The sequence below is a fragment of the Streptomyces sp. Ag109_G2-15 genome (assembly GCF_900215565.1).
Classification (GTDB): Bacteria; Actinomycetota; Actinomycetes; order Streptomycetales; family Streptomycetaceae; genus Streptomyces; species Streptomyces diastatochromogenes.
On the sequence record NZ_OCNI01000001.1, the window covers coordinates 3,615,329 to 3,630,651 of the forward strand.

The following is a 15,323-nucleotide window of genomic DNA, read 5'->3' on the forward strand; positions in this document are numbered from 1 at the left end:
AGGCATGGGCAAGCTGGACGGGCGGGTCGTCATCGTCACCGGGGCGGCACGCGGACAGGGCGAGCAGGAGGCGCGGCTCTTCCGGGCGGAGGGCGCGCGGGTGGTCGTAGCCGATGTGCTGGACGACCAGGGGGAGGCGCTCGCCAAGGAGATAGGGGCCCTCTACGTCCATCTCGACGTGGGCACGGAGGAGGGGTGGCGGGAGGCCGTCACGGCCGTGAAGCAGGCGTACGGGCGCATCGACGGGCTGGTCAACAACGCGGGCATCCTGCGCTTCAACGCGCTGGTGGACACCCCGCTGGACGAGTTCATGCAGGTCGTGCAGGTCAACCAGGTCGGCTGCTTCCTGGGCATGAAGGCCGTCGTGCCGGAGATGGCGGACGGCGGGACCATCGTCAACACCGCCTCCTACACGGCGCTCACCGGGATGGCGGCCGTGGGCACGTACGCGGCCACCAAGCACGCCGTGCTCGGGCTGACCCGGGTGGCCGCGCTGGAGCTGGCGGGCCGGCGGATCCGGGTCAACGCCATCTGTCCGGGCGCCATCGACACGGCGATGTCGAACCCGGCCCGGCTGGATCCGGACGCGGACCCGGAGGAGATGAGCCGGGCCCTGGACGAGCTGTACCGCAAGCTCGTGCCGCTCGGCCGGGTCGGTCAGCCGGAGGAGGTGGCCCGGCTCGCCCTGTTCCTCACCTCGGACGACTCCTCGTACATCACCGGGCAGCCGTTCGTGATCGACGGGGGGTGGCTGGCGGGGGTCAGCGTCATCTGACTGACCGTCAGGTATTGACCCTCCGTGCGGGTGGTGCAACAGTCGCACAAAACTGACGCTGTGTCAGAAACCATGAACCGAGGACGGTGAACCGCCGTGGAATTCGGGCTCTTTGTACAGGGATACGTGGGCAAGCGAGCCGAGACCGACCCGCTGGCCGAGCACAAGGCACTGATGGAGGAGACCGAGTACGTCATCCAGGCGGACAGGTCCGGCTTCAAGTACGCCTGGGCCTCCGAGCACCACTTCCTCGAGGAGTACTCGCACCTCTCCGCCAACGACGTCTTCCTCGGCTACCTCGCCCACGCGACGGAACGGATTCATCTGGGATCGGGCATCTTCAACCCGCTCGCCCAGGTCAACCACCCGGTGAAGGTGGCCGAGAAGGTCGCCATGCTGGACCACCTCAGCGAGGGGCGCTTCGAGTTCGGCAGCGGGCGGGGCGCCGGCAGCCACGAGATCCTCGGCTTCCTGCCCGGCATCACCGACATGAACTACACGAAGGAGATCTGGGAGGAGACCATCGCCGAGTTCCCGAAGATGTGGCTCCAGGACGAGTACGTGGGCTTCCAGGGCAAGCACTGGCAGCTGCCGCCGAGGAAGGTCCTGCCGAAGCCGTACGGGAAGTCGCATCCGGCGATGTGGTACGCGGCCGGGTCGCCGCCCTCGTACGCCATGGCCGCGAAGAAGGGGCTCGGCGTGCTCGGCTTCAGCATCCAGAAGGTGTCCGACATGGAATGGGTGCTGGAGCAGTACAAGACGGCGGTCGTGAACGCGGAGCCCGTCGGGGACTTCGTGAACGACAACGTGATGGTGACGACCACGGCGATCTGCGCGCCCACGCACGCCGAGGCGATCGAGATCGCCGTCAACGGTGGGCTGCACTATCTGCCCTCGCTGGTCTTTCGGTACCACGACACGTTCCCGCGGCCCGAGGGGTTCCCTGTCTGGCCGGAGACGCTGCCCCAGTACACGCCGGAGTTCGTGGAGCTGCTCATCGAGGAGGAGCTGCTGATCTGCGGGGATCCGGACGAGGTGCTGCGGCAGTGCAAGCGGTGGGAGCAGGCCGGCGCCGATCAGCTGAGCTTCGGGTTGCCGGTGGGGGTGCCGAAGGAGGAGACGCTGCAGACGATTCGGCTGATCGGGGAGCACGTGATTCCGAAGATCGACACGGATCCGGTGCATCGGACGTCGCGGTTCCGTCAGGCGGTATGAGGGGGCTCCTGGCATGTTGGACCACCTGATCAAGGGCGCCACCGTCGTGGATGGCACCGGCGCGCCCGCCTACACCGCCGACGTCGGCATACGAGGCGGCCGTATCGCCGTCATCGGCGAGATCACCGAAGGTTCCCGCACCAGCGAGGACGCGCACGGCCTCGTCCTCGCCCCCGGCTTCGTCGATCCCCACACCCACTACGACGCCCAGCTCTTCTGGGACCCGTACGCCACGCCCTCGCTCAATCACGGGGTCACGACCGTCGCGGCCGGGAACTGCGGCTTCACGCTCGCGCCGCTGCATCCCGACCGGCCCGAGGACGCCGACTACACCCGCCGGATGATGTCCAAGGTGGAGGGCATGTCCCTGGTCGCACTGGAGGAGGGGGCGCCCTGGAGCTGGAGCGGCTTCGGGGAGTATCTGGACGCCCTGGAGGGGCGGATCGCGGTCAACGCCGGGTTCATGGTGGGGCACTGTGCGCTCCGGCGGTATGTGATGGGGCCGGAGGCCATCGGCGGGCAGCCGAGCGCCGAGCAGCTGGAGCAGATGCTGCGGCTGTTCCACGAGGCCATGGACGCGGGGGCCTGGGGGCTGTCCACCACCCAGTCCAGCACGCACTCCGACGGTGACGGACAGCCCGTGGCCTCCCGGCACGCGCGGCCGGACGAGCTGCTGGCGCTGGCCCGGGCCGTCGGGGAGCACGAGGGCACCCAGATCGAGGCGATCGTCGCCGGCTGTCTGGACCAGTTCAGCGATGCCGAGATCGATCTGTTCGTGGAGATGAGCGCGGCGGCGGGGCGGCCGCTCAACTGGAACGTCCTCACCGTCGACGCGGCCGTCCCGGAGCGGGTGCCGCGGCAGCTCGGCGCGAGTGAGCGGGCGCGGAAGGCCGGTGGGCGGGTCGTGGCGCTCACCATGCCGATCCTGACCCCGATGAACATGTCCCTGGGCACCTTCTGTGCCCTCAACCTCATCCCCGGGTGGGGGCCGATCCTCGGTCTGCCGGTGCCGGAGAGGATCGCCAGGCTGCGGGACCCGGCCGTCCGGAAGGAGATGCTGCGGCGGGCCGAGTCGAAGGAGGCGGGTGTCTTCCGGCGGCTCGCGAACTTCGGGCGGTACGTCATCGGGGACACGTACAGCGAGGCCAACCGCGGGCTGACCGGACGGGTGGTCCGGGACATCGCGGCCGAGCGCGGTCAGGACGCCTTCACCTGCCTGGTGGAGATCTGCGCCAACGACGGTCTCCGTACGGTCCTGTGGCCGATGCCCACCGACAACGACCCCGCCTCCTGGGCCCTGCGCGCCGAGACCTGGCAGCACGAGGACGTGTTGCTCGGCGGCTCGGACGCGGGTGCGCACCTGGACCGGATGTGCGGGGCGCCGTACACCACCCGGTTCCTCGGGGACTGTCTGCGCGGCCGGAAGCTGGTCGGTCTGGAGCAGGCCGTGAAGATGCTGACCGACGACCCGGCGCGGCTCTTCGGGCTGCGGGAGCGGGGTCGGGTGCGGGAGGGTTGGCATGCGGACCTGGTCCTCTTCGACCCGGAGCGGATCGACGCCGGTCAGGCCACCCTGGTGCACGACCTGCCGGGTGACAGTCCGCGGCTGGACTCCAGGGCGCTCGGGGTGCGGGCGGTGTGGGTCAACGGGGTCGAGGCGATCCGGGACGACGTGGTGAGCGGGGCCGTACCGGGCCGGGTGCTGCGGTCCGGGCGGGACACCGGGACGGTGAGCACCAGGTGAGCGAGGGGCAGCGGCTGTTCGCCGGCGGGGAGTGGGTGGAGCCGGACGCCGGGTACTACCCGGTGACCGACCCGGCCACCGAGGAGACGGTGGGGCAGGCGCCGGAGGCCTCGGAGGAGCAGGTCCACGCGGCCTGTGCCGCGGCCCGGGAGGCGTTCGGGGCGTGGTCGCGGACGAAGCCGGAGGAGCGGGCGGCGATACTCGCGCGGGCCGCGGAGATCATCCGCGGCCGGCTCGTCCCGTACGCCGAGCTGGCGCGGGCCGAGACCGGGGCGACGACGGGGACGGCCCGGGCGATGCAGGTCGGGGTGGCCGCGGCCCGCTTCCGCCGGTACGCCACGGTGGAGCCCGCCGAGTGGGCGATCGCCCCGCAGATCAACGAGGCAGGGCCGATGGGGAAGGCGGGGGTGATGGGCGCGCTGGCGGTACGGCAGCCCGTCGGGGTCGTCACCTGCATCACCTCGTACAACAACCCGTGGGCCAACCCGGCAGGCAAGGTCGCCCCGGCCCTGGCCATGGGCAACACGGTGGTCGTGAAGCCGGCCCCGCAGGACCCCCTTTCCGTCTACCGGATGGCGGAGGCCCTGGAGGCGGCCGGGGTGCCGCCGGGGGTCGTGAACGTCGTCTCCGGGCGCTCGGTGGCCGTGGGCGAGGCGGCGGTGGAGTCGGACGACGTCGACATGGTGAGCTTCACCGGGTCCACGGCCGTCGGCCGGCGGATCGCCGAGGTGTGCGGGCGGGACATGAAGCGCCAGCTGATGGAGCTGGGCGGAAAGGGGGCGGCGGTCGTCTTCGACGATGCCGACCTCGCCTCGGCCGTGGCCGGGATCGGTACGACGTTCTCCTTCTACAGCGGCCAGATCTGCACCGCCCCGACCCGGGTGCTGGCCCAGCGGGGTGTGTACGACCGCCTCGTCGAGCAACTCGCGGCTTACGCGGGCCGGTTGAAGGTGGGCGACCCCAGGGAGCCGGACACGGTCGTGGGTCCGCTCATCTCCGCCGAGCACCGGGCGCGCGTGGAGTCGTACGTCGATCTGGGGCGCAAGGAAGGCGCGACGGTGGTCGTCGGCGGCGAACGCCCGCCCCTGGAACGGGGCTTCTACATCACCCCCACCCTCCTGGCCGACTGCGCGAACGACATGCGGGTGGCCCGGGAGGAGATCTTCGGGCCGGTGGTGGCGGTGATCCCCTTCGACGACGAGGACGAGGGCGTGGCCCTCGCGAACGACTCGGACTACGGCCTCATCGACTACGTCTGGTCGGGCGACGTGGCCCGGGCCTTCCGGGTGGCCCGGCGACTGCGGGCCGGCGGTGTCGGCGTCAACACGGTCGGCCGCAACATGGAGGCGCCCTTCGGCGGCTTCAAGAAGAGCGGAGTCGGCCGGGACGTGGGCTCCTACGCCCTGCACGCGTACAGCGAGGTGCAGGCGATCGTGTGGCCGGGGTGAGCCGAGGACTCAGTCCGTCAGGTCCACCCGCACCGTCAGCAGGTCCGTGCCGAACGCCCGTACCGCCGCGCTGTTGAAGCGGGGCAGGCTGCGCAGGCGGGTCACGGCGTCGTCCTCGGGGAGGAGGTGGGCGGTGCCGTGGTGCCAGCGGCCGCGGATGCGGATGCGGACGTGCGGGTCGGCCTGGATGTTGCGGACGTACTGCGACTTGAAGCCGAACTCCGAGACGATCCAGAAGGAGTCGCCGACCCGGCGCCCGCCCACCGGCGTCGGCCGGGGCAGGCCGGACGTGCGGCCCGTGGTCTCCAGGATCGTCTGGGCCGGAATACGCCGGTTGAGCGGGTTGGCCACATGGCGCTGGAAGCGGGTGACGATCCGGTGCTTGAGGTCGGCGGACTTGCGTGACATCTCTCTGACTCTCCTGCTCTCCTCTGGGAACGGTATCCGGCCGCATGCCTCGCGCGGGTGCTGCGGCAGCTCTGTGGAGGGCGTGTGGTGCGTGGACAGGCGTACGACTGGCGCGTGTTAGCCTCCCTCGCGATCGTGATCGACTGCAACGGGGGGCAGTGATGGGCGCGTCTTCGGACGGCTACCAGGTCAAGTCCGGCATGACTGGCCAGGCCAACGAACTGGACGGCGCGGGCACCGATGCCGGGAAGATCGCCAAGGCGATCGACCCCACAGCCTGCTACATGCAGGACGTGCTGGGGGGGTTCCGACTCCGGGCCGGCGTTCGATGCGTACGCCACGGCCTGGGAGGCGGACGCCAAGACGCTCACGGACGCGCTGCACGAACTCGCGGACAAGATCCGTGCGTCCAAGGGCGCCTACGGCGGCAGCGACGGCCTCGTCTCGACGCAGGCCGCCCGTGTCCGGGTCGGCGACGGCACCGTCAGCACCATGCCCGCGTACGCCGAGCGTCCCTCGGCCCTGGCGAGCTACTGAGGACCGCCCGATGACGGAATCCACCACCGACCGCCGCAAGCGGCTGGCCGGGCTGAGCGACGACATCGCCGCGGCCGACAGCAAGAACGACCTGATCGACGCGATCGACTCCGCGCTCGCCGTGTCCGCCCCGGTGGGCGACCCGGCCACCCTGGAGACGCTGGGCAAGCAATACCGGGGCCAGGCCGACGACGCCCTCGGCGTCTCCGAGCGGGTCGACAAGGTGGCCCGCAAGGGCCTGCCGGACGTGTGGGTCGGCGACACCAGCGTCCTCGCCTCCGACGCGATCTCCGCCGCCTCGCGGTCCGCCGTGCAGATGTCCGAGGCGCTCCGGGGCGGCGGCAACGCCCTGCTGAACCTGGCCGACTGGCTCAAGGTCGCACAGAAGGACGACGGCGACGGCCGCGCCAAGCTGCGCGAGGCGCGCGGCATGCTGGGCGGCAAGGACGGTTTCTTCGACGACTTGCACGAGGACGACGAGGAGGAGTCGGAGCGGCTGAAGGCCCGCGCCGTGGCCTGCGCCGGCGTGAAGCTGCTCCACGACGCCGCCGTCACCGCCGACGACGCCGCACGCCATGCCGCCCGCGAGCTGAACAAGTGGGCCGCCGAGGCCCGCGCCGGCAAGATGAAGACCGACGAGCTGTCCGCGGTCGACCGGCTGATGCTGGCCGACACCAGCAACACGGGCGGCGACCCCGAGCTGAACGAGATCCTCACCGCCAACGACCTCGAACGCTCCGGCCGAGCCATGGAGAAGCTCTCGCCCGCCGACCGGGCCCGGATGGAGAAGCTCCTGCTCGACGCCTCGACGCCGCAGGAGAAGGCGTACCTGATGAAGACCCTCGCCGCGGGCTACTCCGTCGACGAGGTGGAGACGTTCGGGCGCAAGATCCACGGCAAGGACGCGGTGTGGCTGCAGCAGCACCTGGCACCGGTCACGACGACCAACGGCCCGTCGGCAACGGGGCAGGAGAGGCAGGCCTTCAAGGGCAAGCTGTGGGACCAGGACGGCGAGACCTGCGTGCCCTCCTCCACGGTCACCGCGCGTGCCATCGTGGACCCCGTGTACGCCCTGGAGCTGACCGGCGGCCCCGACGGCACGGACGACGACCCGGAGCACTTCCGCAAGCGCCTGACCGACGAACAGCTCCGCATGCACGAGGAGGGCGACGGCGACAACGCCGGCTGGTGGTGGGACGAGCATCCGGACGGCATGGACAAGGAAGGGCAGGAGGAGATCTCCAACAAGGAGCTGAGCCCGCACACCGGCGACCACTACGAGGCCCAGGGCATGGGCAGCGAGGACGACCGGCGCAACGTTCTGCCCGACATCGAGAAGTCCGTCGCCGAGGGCAAGCCCGTACCCATCAACATCGAGCGGTACGACGAGAACAACGACCGGCACGGTCACAGCATGATGATCATCGGCCAGGAGGGGGACAAGCTCCAGATCTACAACCCCTGGGGCGTCACCACCTGGGTCAGCGAAGAGGACTTCATCAGCGGAGACCTCAGCGCGGCCGCGGACGACCGTTACTCGGCCGCGCACAAGGGCAACGTCGACACCGTCTACATCCAGCAGGGCTGAGCAACCGTGAACATGCGCACCGTACTGACCTCCCTGGCCGCCGCGGCAGCCGGAGCCCTCGTCCTGACCGGCTGCGGTGGTGCGGGCGGAGCCGACGAGTACGGCACCGAGAAGCGTGCCGTCACGGTGGACTCGGGGGACGAGTTCACCCTGAAGGTGCCGGCGAATCCCGCGCTCGGGCAGAACTGGTATCTGGCCGAGCCCCGGCCGGACGCGAACATCCTGAAGTACCGGGGCAAGCGGGAAGAGGAGGAGGGCGGTGGCAGCGACTCCATCGGTTCCGGCGACGGCACCCAGTACTTCGACTTCACGGCGCTCAAGTCCGGCAAGGCCACGGTGAAGCTCCTGCACTGCCCCATGGCCAGCTGCCACAGCGGCACCGAGTCGGCGGCTCCGTTCCCGAACGCGACGGCCCCTGGTACGACCACGATGAGCCCGTTCCCGACGGCCACCGGCACACCGGACGACCTGCCCGCGTTTTTCGTCTACACGATCACGGTCCGCTGACCCGCCCCACCCGAGAACCGGAAGCGTTCCCCATGCCCTCCGCATCCCGCACCGACGACGAGATCCTCGCAACCGTGGACGTGGCCGTGCTGCTCCGCTACGGCCTCACCCAGGACGCCTTCCGCACCGTGCTGTTCGGTGACGGTGCCATCGCCGCCGCCGTCACCCTGGACCGGCTCGGCGTGGTGCCGCGTTCGGTGGCCTACGTCGCCGAGATCGTCCGCGCCGGCGGCCTGAGCTACGCCGCTGAGCTGCCCGAGCCGCTGCCCTCCCGCGAGGCGTCCGAACTGCTGCGCGACTGGCTGGAGACGGCCGCGCAGCTCGCCGACACCCCGGAGGGCGAGGCACGCACCGCCCGCTGGCTGGACACGGTCGCCGAAATCCTGGGCCTGCGCCGCGATGCCCGCACCCTGGGCAAGGACACACCCGGCACCCCCTAGATCCGGTCGGCCAGCCAGTTGCCGTGGAAGCCGAACGGCACCCGCGCCGGCAGGTGGACCGTGGCGACCGGGTCGGCGGCCAGGTCCCCGGCGTCCAGGACGACCAGGTCGCTGCGGTCGGTGGCGGCGTCGTGGACGTACGTCAGCAGCCAGCCGGGGCCGCCGGGCACGTCGTCGGCCGGGGCGAACGCGGCCTCCCCGGGGGTGCGGCCGGGACCGAAGTCGTGCGCGGTGACGGCACCGGTCGTCAGGTCGTAGCGGACCAGTGAGGTGCCGCAGGTCACGTGCCCGTGGAGGGAGTCGAGGCCGGTCAGGCGGTCGTCGACGCGGGGGAACTCGCCCGGACGGTCGTCGATCTGCTCCTCGCGGACCGTGCCGGTGGCCGGGTCGATGGTCCACTTCCACAGGACGGCCCGCTGTGGCGCGGAGCTGCCGTCGGCGGTGCGACGCCACATCTCCGGGTAGCGCATGACGTGCAGCACGAGGGTGCCGTCCGGGGCGTCATGGGCGTTGAGCGAGTGGAAGACGTAGCAGGGGTCCACGTCGAACCAGCGGACCGCGCCGTACGGGTCGTCGCGGCGCAGGACGCCGAGCCGGGCGCCGTAGCCGTCGTCCCAGCTGTAGGGCATCGTCCCGCCGGTCAGGGCGAGTTCGAGGTCGAAGACGACGGGCAGGTCCATGAAGACGACGTGCTCGGCGGTGAGCGCGAAGTCGTGCAGCATGGTCGGACCGGGCACCTCGATGGTCCTGCTGATCACCAACTCGCCCTTGGCGTCGGCCCGGTGGTAGGTGAGGTGGGTGGGCTCCGCCATGCCGTAGCCGAAGAAGTGCAGTTCGCCGGTGGCCGGGCAGGTCTTCGGGTGGGCGGTCATCGCGGTCCCCAGCCGGCCGTCGAAGTCGTAGGGGCCCAGGGTGTCGAGGTCGCGGGTCAGCTCGTAGGGCAGGGCCGTCTCGACCAGGGCGAGGGTGCGGCCGGCGTGCCGGACCACATGGGTGTTGGCCGGGCCGGAGGTGAGGTCCCGCCGGCCCTGGTCGTCGTACATCCGGGTCCCGTCGGTGAACCGGGTGGTGCGTACCCAGCGGTTGCGGTAGGAGACGGCCCGCCCGCCGTCGAGGCGGACGCCGTGCACCATGCCGTCGCCGAAGAACCAGTGCCCGGAGGCGGCGTCGGCCGGGTTCGGGCCGTTGCGCAGGTACCAGCCGGCCAGCTCGGGCGGGATCGTGCCGGTCACCGGCAGGTCGTGCGCGGTGAGTTCCTCGGTGACCGGGGCGTAGTTGCCGCTGAGGTGCTTCACCGGGCGACCTGTCCGGCCTTGGCCTGGACGTGGGCGACGTAGCGGACGGTGAAGACCATCGGGACGGCGAAGCCGGCGATCTGGATCACCGTGGCGGGGGTCGAGTGGGCGTGCCCCGCGTGGGCCACCAGGGCGAGGGCGACGGCGGTCGCCACGAACGCGGCGGTCCATACGGCGGTGATGACGACGTTGGTCCGGATGAACGGCTTCAGACCCCAGAACTCGGGCGGGGTGCTGCGCTTGGCGATGCCCAGGGTGAACGGCCGCCCGATGGCCAGCGAGACGCCGGCGATGACGGCGAGGGTGCCGGAGGAGAGCGCCGCGGAGTAGTCGTGCACGCCCGAGTGCGGGTCGGCGAAGGCGATGGCCGCGAGGACGGCGAAGAAGGCCGCCGAGCCGGATTCGATGATGAGTGCGTCAAATCCGGTGCCGGACTGCTTCTCCTTGGCGATGATCGCGACGGCGACCAGCAGGGCGGCCAGAGCGCCCCACTGCCAGTCCCCGGAGGGGAAGACGGCGAAGACGATCCACGGCAGGAACGTGCGCAGGTACGACATGGGACTCCCCGTTTCCGATGATCTCTTGTCTCGGTGGTCTCTGGTGGTCGGCGGTCTTTGGTGCTTGACGGTCTCTTGCTTCCTGGTCTGACATGTCAAAAGTAGAAGGTCACCTCGCGACATGTCAACAGTGGAATGTAGAGTGGGGGTCATGAGCCTCAGACACGCACTGCTCGGCCTGCTCTCGGAGCGCCCCGCCAGCGGGTACGACCTGCTGAAGCGGTTCGAGACCTCGCTGGCCAACGTCTGGCCGGCGACGCAGAGCCAGATCTACACCGAGCTGACCAAGCTGGCGGGCTCCGGGCTGATCACGGTGGCCGCCGAGGGACCGCGCGGCCGCAAGGAGTACGCCCTCGCCGACGCGGGGATGGCCGAGCTGCGCCACTGGCTGACCGAGACCAAGCCCGTGCGCAACACCCGCAGCGACCTGCTCCTGCGCGTCTTCTTCCTCGGCGTGCTGCGCCCCGAGCAGGCCCGCGCCTATCTGACCGAGCTGGTCGAGCTGTCCGCGCACGAGCACGAGCAGCTGAGACAGCTCGACGAGGCCATCGACTGGGACGACGACAACCTCTCCGTCTACGGCCGCATCGCCCTGGAGTACGGCCTGCGCTTCAACGCGATGCGCCGGGAGTGGGCCGAGTGGGCGGCCGCCCAGATCAAGTAGCCCCGAGGAAGACGGGGTTGGTGAACGCGGCCATCGCCCCCGGCACCGGGCCGAGGGCCGTCTCGTGGCGCACCTCCGCCCGGACGTAGGCCGCGTACGCCGGTGTCGTGCGCCACTCGACCACGCCCGATCCGGAGACCGGCAGCGGCTCGCTGGTGAACAGGGTGCCCTGGTCGGTGACGAAGCGGACGGAGCAGCGCGGAGCGCCGGAGACCTCCAGCCGGACCGTCACCGGGGTGTCGTCCGGCACCGCCAGCCGCTCGCCGATGCCGGCCTCCCGGTCGCCCCCGGCAACGCTGAGAGAGAGCGTCACGTGCCGCGACTCGGCCACGTACGACCGCCCTGCGCGCAGGCCCTGCTGGATCGCCGCCCGCGTGAGGTCCTCGGCGAGGACGACCGTCTGGGGCATACCGACCGCGTCCGGGTCGCGGTGGGCGTCGCTGTTGCCCATGGCCGGAAGCCACTGCCGCCCTTTCCCCCTCTCCCGCACGGACGCGACGAGCTGGGCGTCCCAGGCGGCCAGGGTCACCTCGTCGTCGGGCGTGTACGGCCCGTTCCACACCTCGACCGCGTCGGCCTCCCCGAACCCGAACTTCCAGCCGCACCCGACGCACGTGGCATGCGGATGGGCCGGTACGACCAGCCCGCCGGCCTCCCGGATCCGGCGGGCGAAGCGCCCGAAGCGCCCGTCCCGGGCCCGGTACCGCCAGTCGACGAACGTCCCCGGCTCGGTCCCGAGGGCCAGTACATGGCCGTTCCTCGTGGTGACCTCCTCGCCCAGCAGCACGAGCAGGTCGTCGCCCGCCACGTCGGCCCAGTGGGCATGGGAGGACGTCGTGTTGTGCTCGGAACTGTTGATGAAGTCCAGCCCGGCCGCCCGGGCCAGCGCCCCGATCTCGGCCGGGGTGCGGCGCCCGTCGGAGTGCCAGGAGTGGAGATGACAGTCACCCCGGTACCAGGCCCGGCCCCGGCCCACCGCCCGGTCGGCCGGATACACCGGCCGCGGCGTCCCACCCGGCTCCCCTTCGACGAGCGTGACGGTCACCTCGTACGACAGCCCCTGCGGCGCGACCGTGTACGGCCCCAGCACGATGTGCCAGGTCCCGGGGTCGAGCGGCCCGGGGAGATACCCGGGCGTCGCCTCATCACCCCGCACGAAGAACTCCGTACGCGCACCGCCCGACCAGCCCCTGAAGCCCGCTTCGATGCCACGCTGGTCGAAGAGCCCGATGTCCAGGGCGTTGCCGGGGGTGCCGGGTGGGACGGGGGGCCGGTCGTAGGTGTAAGAGACGTGCAACTCGCGGATGCCAGGGGGAACTTCGAAGGGCAGGTAGACGTAATCCGGTGAGCCGGGGGCGATGGTGCCGCGCAACGTCGTCACACCCCCAACGTAAGCCCACCCAGGGGCGCGGGACAGTATCAATGTGCGGCTCCGCCGCGTGGGCGCGACAAGCCACAACGCACCCGCACCGTTCCACGCACCGCACGCCCCAGGACCCCGCTGAACCGGCGGAGCCCCATGCTTATGCTCAAGGAATGACGACTTCCGCGACCTCCGGGACCGGCCCGACCGAGAACTCCATGCGTCGCGCCCTCAAACGTGCCCGGGACGGCGTCGCCCTCGACGTCTCCGAGGCGGCGGTGCTTCTCCAGGCGCGCGGCGAGGCCCTCACCGACCTCGCCGCGTCCGCCGCCCGGGTGCGTGACGCGGGCCTTCAGGCAGCGGGCCGGCCCGGTGTCATCACCTACTCGAAGAGCGTCTTCATCCCCCTGACCCGGCTGTGCCGGGACAAGTGTCACTACTGCACCTTCGTCACCGTCCCCGGCAAGCTGCGCCGCGCGGGCCACGGGATGTTCATGTCCCCCGACGAGGTCCTCGACGTCGCGCGCAAGGGCGCGGCCCTCGGTTGCAAGGAAGCCCTGATCACCCTCGGCGACAAGCCGGAGGACCGCTGGCCGGAAGCGCGCGAGTGGCTGGACGCGCACGGCTACGACGACACCATCGCCTACGTCCGCGCCATCTCGATCCGCATCCTGGAGGAGACGGGCCTGCTGCCCCACCTCAACCCGGGCGTGATGTCGTGGACGGACTTCCAGCGGCTGAAGCCGGTGGCTCCCTCCATGGGCATGATGCTGGAGACGACGGCCACCCGGCTCTGGTCCGAGCCCGGCGGCCCGCACTACGGCTCCCCGGACAAGGAACCGGCCGTACGGCTGCGGGTGCTGGAGGACGCGGGCCGTTCCTCGGTGCCCTTCACCTCCGGCCTGCTCATCGGCATCGGTGAGACGTACGAGGAGCGCGCGGAGTCCCTCTTCGCCCTCCGCAAGGTCTCCCGGGCCTACCACGGCATCCAGGAGCTGATCATCCAGAACTTCCGCGCCAAGCCGGACACGGCGATGCGCGGCATGCCGGACGCCGAACTGGACGACCTGGTCGCCACGGTGGCCGTGGCCCGGCACATCATGGGCCCGAGCGCCTGTCTCCAGGCCCCGCCGAACCTCGTGGACGACGAGTACGAGCGGCTGATCGGCGCCGGCATCGACGACTGGGGCGGGGTGTCCCCGCTGACCATCGACCACGTCAACCCGGAACGCCCCTGGCCGATGATCGAGGAACTCACCGAGCGTTCCCGTGCCGCCGGCTTCGAGCTGCGCGAACGCCTGTGTGTGTACCCGGAGTTCGTCCGCCGCGGTGAGCCCTGGCTGGATCCGCGCCTGCGCCCGCACGTGGACGCGCTCGCCGACCCGGAGACCGGCCTCGCCCTCCCGGACGCGGTGGTCGAGGGGCACCCGTGGCAGGAGCCGGAGGAGGCCTTCGTGCCCAGCGGCCGCACGGACCTGCACCGCACGATCGACACCGAGGGCCGTACGGCCGACCGGCGCGACGACTTCGACGAGGTGTACGGCGACTGGGAGGCGCTGCGCGAGGCGGCGGCTCCCGGCATGGCGCCGGAGCGCATCGACACGGACGTACGGCAGGCGCTGCGCACGGCCGCAGACGACCCGACGAAACTGACGGACGCCGAGGCCCTGGCCCTGTTCCACGCGGACGGCCCGGCGCTGGACGCGCTGTGCCGGGTGGCGGACGACGTACGCAAGTCGGCAGTCGGCGACGACGTGACGTACATCGTCACCCGCAACATCAACTTCACCAACGTCTGTTACACGGGCTGCCGCTTCTGCGCCTTCGCGCAGCGCAGGACGGACGCGGACGCCTACACCCTGTCGCTGGAGCAGGTGGCGGACCGGGCCCAGCAGGCGTGGGACGTGGGCGCGGTCGAGGTGTGCATGCAGGGCGGCATCCACCCCGACCTGCCCGGGACGGCGTACTTCGACATCGCGAAGGCGGTGAAGGACCGCGTCCCCGGCATGCATGTGCACGCCTTCTCCCCGATGGAGGTGGTGAACGGCGCGACCAGGACGGGGATGTCGATCCGGGAGTGGCTGGCCGCCGCCAAGGAGGCGGGCCTGGACTCCATCCCCGGTACGGCGGCGGAGATCCTGGACGACGAGGTCCGCTGGGTGCTGACCAAGGGCAAGCTGCCCACGGCCACCTGGATCGAGGTGATCACGACAGCCCACGAGCTGGGCATCCGTTCCTCCTCGACGATGATGTACGGCCATGTCGACCAGCCCCGCCACTGGCTGGGCCACCTGCGCACGCTGGCCGGGATCCAGCAGCGGACGGGCGGCTTCACGGAGTTCGTGACGCTCCCCTTCATCCACACGAACGCGCCGGTGTACCTGGCGGGCATCGCCCGCCCCGGCCCGTCCACGCGGGACAACAGGGCGGTGACGGCGATGGCCAGGCTCCTGCTGCACCCCTACATCCCGAACATCCAGACAAGTTGGGTCAAACTGGGCGCGGAAGGTGCGGCGGAAATGCTCCGCTCCGGGGCGAACGACCTGGGCGGCACCCTGATGGAGGAGACGATCTCCCGCATGGCGGGCTCGTCGTACGGCTCGTACAAGTCGATCAGGGACCTGGTGGCGGTGGCCGAGGCGGTCGGCCGCCCGGCGCGGCCCCGCACCACGCTCTACGGCCCGGTGTCCGAGGAGCGGCAGCGGGCGGCGGAGGCCTCCGACGGCCACCTGCCGGATCTGCTGCCGGTCCTGGACTGAGTACGATGATCCGACCCCTGCGC

The 15,323-nt window shown here is 70.9% G+C and carries 14 protein-coding genes; 10 read left to right on the top strand and 4 right to left on the bottom strand.

What is annotated here, in order from left to right; translation table 11 throughout:
• Positions 1-4: 4 nt before the first annotated feature.
• The 4 genes from CRP49_RS16285 to CRP49_RS16300 all read left to right on the top strand — a co-directional run bounded on the left by CRP49_RS16285 (position 5) and on the right by CRP49_RS16300 (position 5,182).
• Positions 5-775 (top strand): SDR family NAD(P)-dependent oxidoreductase, encoded by a 771-nt coding sequence (locus tag CRP49_RS16285; protein ID WP_097254008.1) that lies wholly within the window; start codon positions 5-7, stop codon positions 773-775.
• A gap of 96 nt (positions 776-871) precedes the next feature.
• Entirely contained in the window at positions 872-1,990 is a 1,119-nt protein-coding gene (locus CRP49_RS16290) for an LLM class flavin-dependent oxidoreductase (RefSeq protein WP_097254009.1), read from the top strand.
• Positions 1,991-2,003: 13 nt separating this feature from the next.
• On the top strand, positions 2,004-3,734 hold the full coding sequence (locus CRP49_RS16295) for an amidohydrolase family protein (RefSeq protein ID WP_097254010.1): 1,731 nt from the start codon (positions 2,004-2,006) through the stop codon (positions 3,732-3,734).
• Complete coding sequence (locus CRP49_RS16300; protein WP_097254011.1) at positions 3,731-5,182, top strand: aldehyde dehydrogenase family protein; 1,452 nt, start codon at positions 3,731-3,733, stop codon at positions 5,180-5,182. The genes CRP49_RS16295 and CRP49_RS16300 overlap by 4 nt, the downstream gene beginning before the upstream one ends.
• A 9-nt stretch (positions 5,183-5,191) precedes the next feature.
• Here the strand turns inward: CRP49_RS16300 and CRP49_RS16305 are convergent, their stop codons facing one another.
• Entirely contained in the window at positions 5,192-5,590 is a 399-nt protein-coding gene (locus tag CRP49_RS16305; RefSeq protein ID WP_097254012.1) for a nitroreductase/quinone reductase family protein, read from the bottom strand.
• Between the two features lie 240 nt (positions 5,591-5,830).
• Here CRP49_RS16305 and CRP49_RS16310 point away from each other — a divergent pair, with 240 nt between their 5' ends.
• From CRP49_RS16310 to CRP49_RS16325, 4 genes are read left to right on the top strand one after another with little or no spacing between them, the layout of a single operon-like run.
• The gene (locus tag CRP49_RS16310; RefSeq protein ID WP_097254013.1) at positions 5,831-6,127 is read left to right on the top strand and encodes a hypothetical protein; all 297 of its coding nucleotides are present in this window, start codon (positions 5,831-5,833) and stop codon (positions 6,125-6,127) included.
• A gap of 10 nt (positions 6,128-6,137) precedes the next feature.
• Complete coding sequence (locus tag CRP49_RS16315; RefSeq protein WP_097254014.1) at positions 6,138-7,715, top strand: peptidoglycan-binding protein; 1,578 nt, start codon at positions 6,138-6,140, stop codon at positions 7,713-7,715.
• Positions 7,716-7,727: 12 nt separating this feature from the next.
• Positions 7,728-8,222 (top strand): protease inhibitor I42 family protein, encoded by a 495-nt coding sequence (locus CRP49_RS16320; RefSeq protein ID WP_143669991.1) that lies wholly within the window; start codon positions 7,728-7,730, stop codon positions 8,220-8,222.
• A 32-nt stretch (positions 8,223-8,254) separates the two neighbouring features.
• Positions 8,255-8,662: a hypothetical protein gene (locus CRP49_RS16325; protein WP_097254016.1), complete on the top strand. Its 408-nt coding sequence runs from the start codon at positions 8,255-8,257 to the stop codon at positions 8,660-8,662.
• Here the strand turns inward: CRP49_RS16325 and CRP49_RS16330 are convergent.
• Together CRP49_RS16330 and CRP49_RS47475 are read right to left on the bottom strand one after the other, a co-directional pair.
• The gene (locus CRP49_RS16330) at positions 8,659-9,957 is read right to left on the bottom strand and encodes a carotenoid oxygenase family protein (RefSeq protein ID WP_218892962.1); all 1,299 of its coding nucleotides are present in this window, start codon (positions 9,955-9,957) and stop codon (positions 8,659-8,661) included. The genes CRP49_RS16325 and CRP49_RS16330 overlap by 4 nt on opposite strands.
• A complete protein-coding gene (locus tag CRP49_RS47475) occupies positions 9,954-10,514 on the bottom strand; it encodes a hypothetical protein (protein WP_218892963.1) in 561 nt (186 codons plus the stop codon). Before CRP49_RS47475 ends, CRP49_RS16330 begins: the two co-directional genes overlap by 4 nt.
• Before the next feature lie 151 nt (positions 10,515-10,665).
• Between CRP49_RS47475 and CRP49_RS16335 the strand changes: the two genes are divergently transcribed.
• Positions 10,666-11,178, top strand: a complete 513-nt coding sequence (locus tag CRP49_RS16335) for a PadR family transcriptional regulator (RefSeq protein WP_097254018.1) — start codon at positions 10,666-10,668, stop codon at positions 11,176-11,178.
• Here the strand turns inward: CRP49_RS16335 and CRP49_RS16340 are convergent.
• Positions 11,171-12,559, bottom strand: a complete 1,389-nt coding sequence (locus CRP49_RS16340) for a CehA/McbA family metallohydrolase (protein ID WP_097254019.1) — start codon at positions 12,557-12,559, stop codon at positions 11,171-11,173. The genes CRP49_RS16335 and CRP49_RS16340 overlap by 8 nt on opposite strands.
• A 155-nt stretch (positions 12,560-12,714) precedes the next feature.
• Here CRP49_RS16340 and CRP49_RS16345 point away from each other — a divergent pair, with 155 nt between their 5' ends.
• Positions 12,715-15,300 carry a bifunctional FO biosynthesis protein CofGH gene (locus tag CRP49_RS16345; protein ID WP_097254020.1) on the top strand — a complete coding sequence of 862 codons (2,586 nt, stop codon included), beginning with the start codon at positions 12,715-12,717 and terminating at the stop codon, positions 15,298-15,300.
• Positions 15,301-15,323 lie beyond the last annotated feature (23 nt).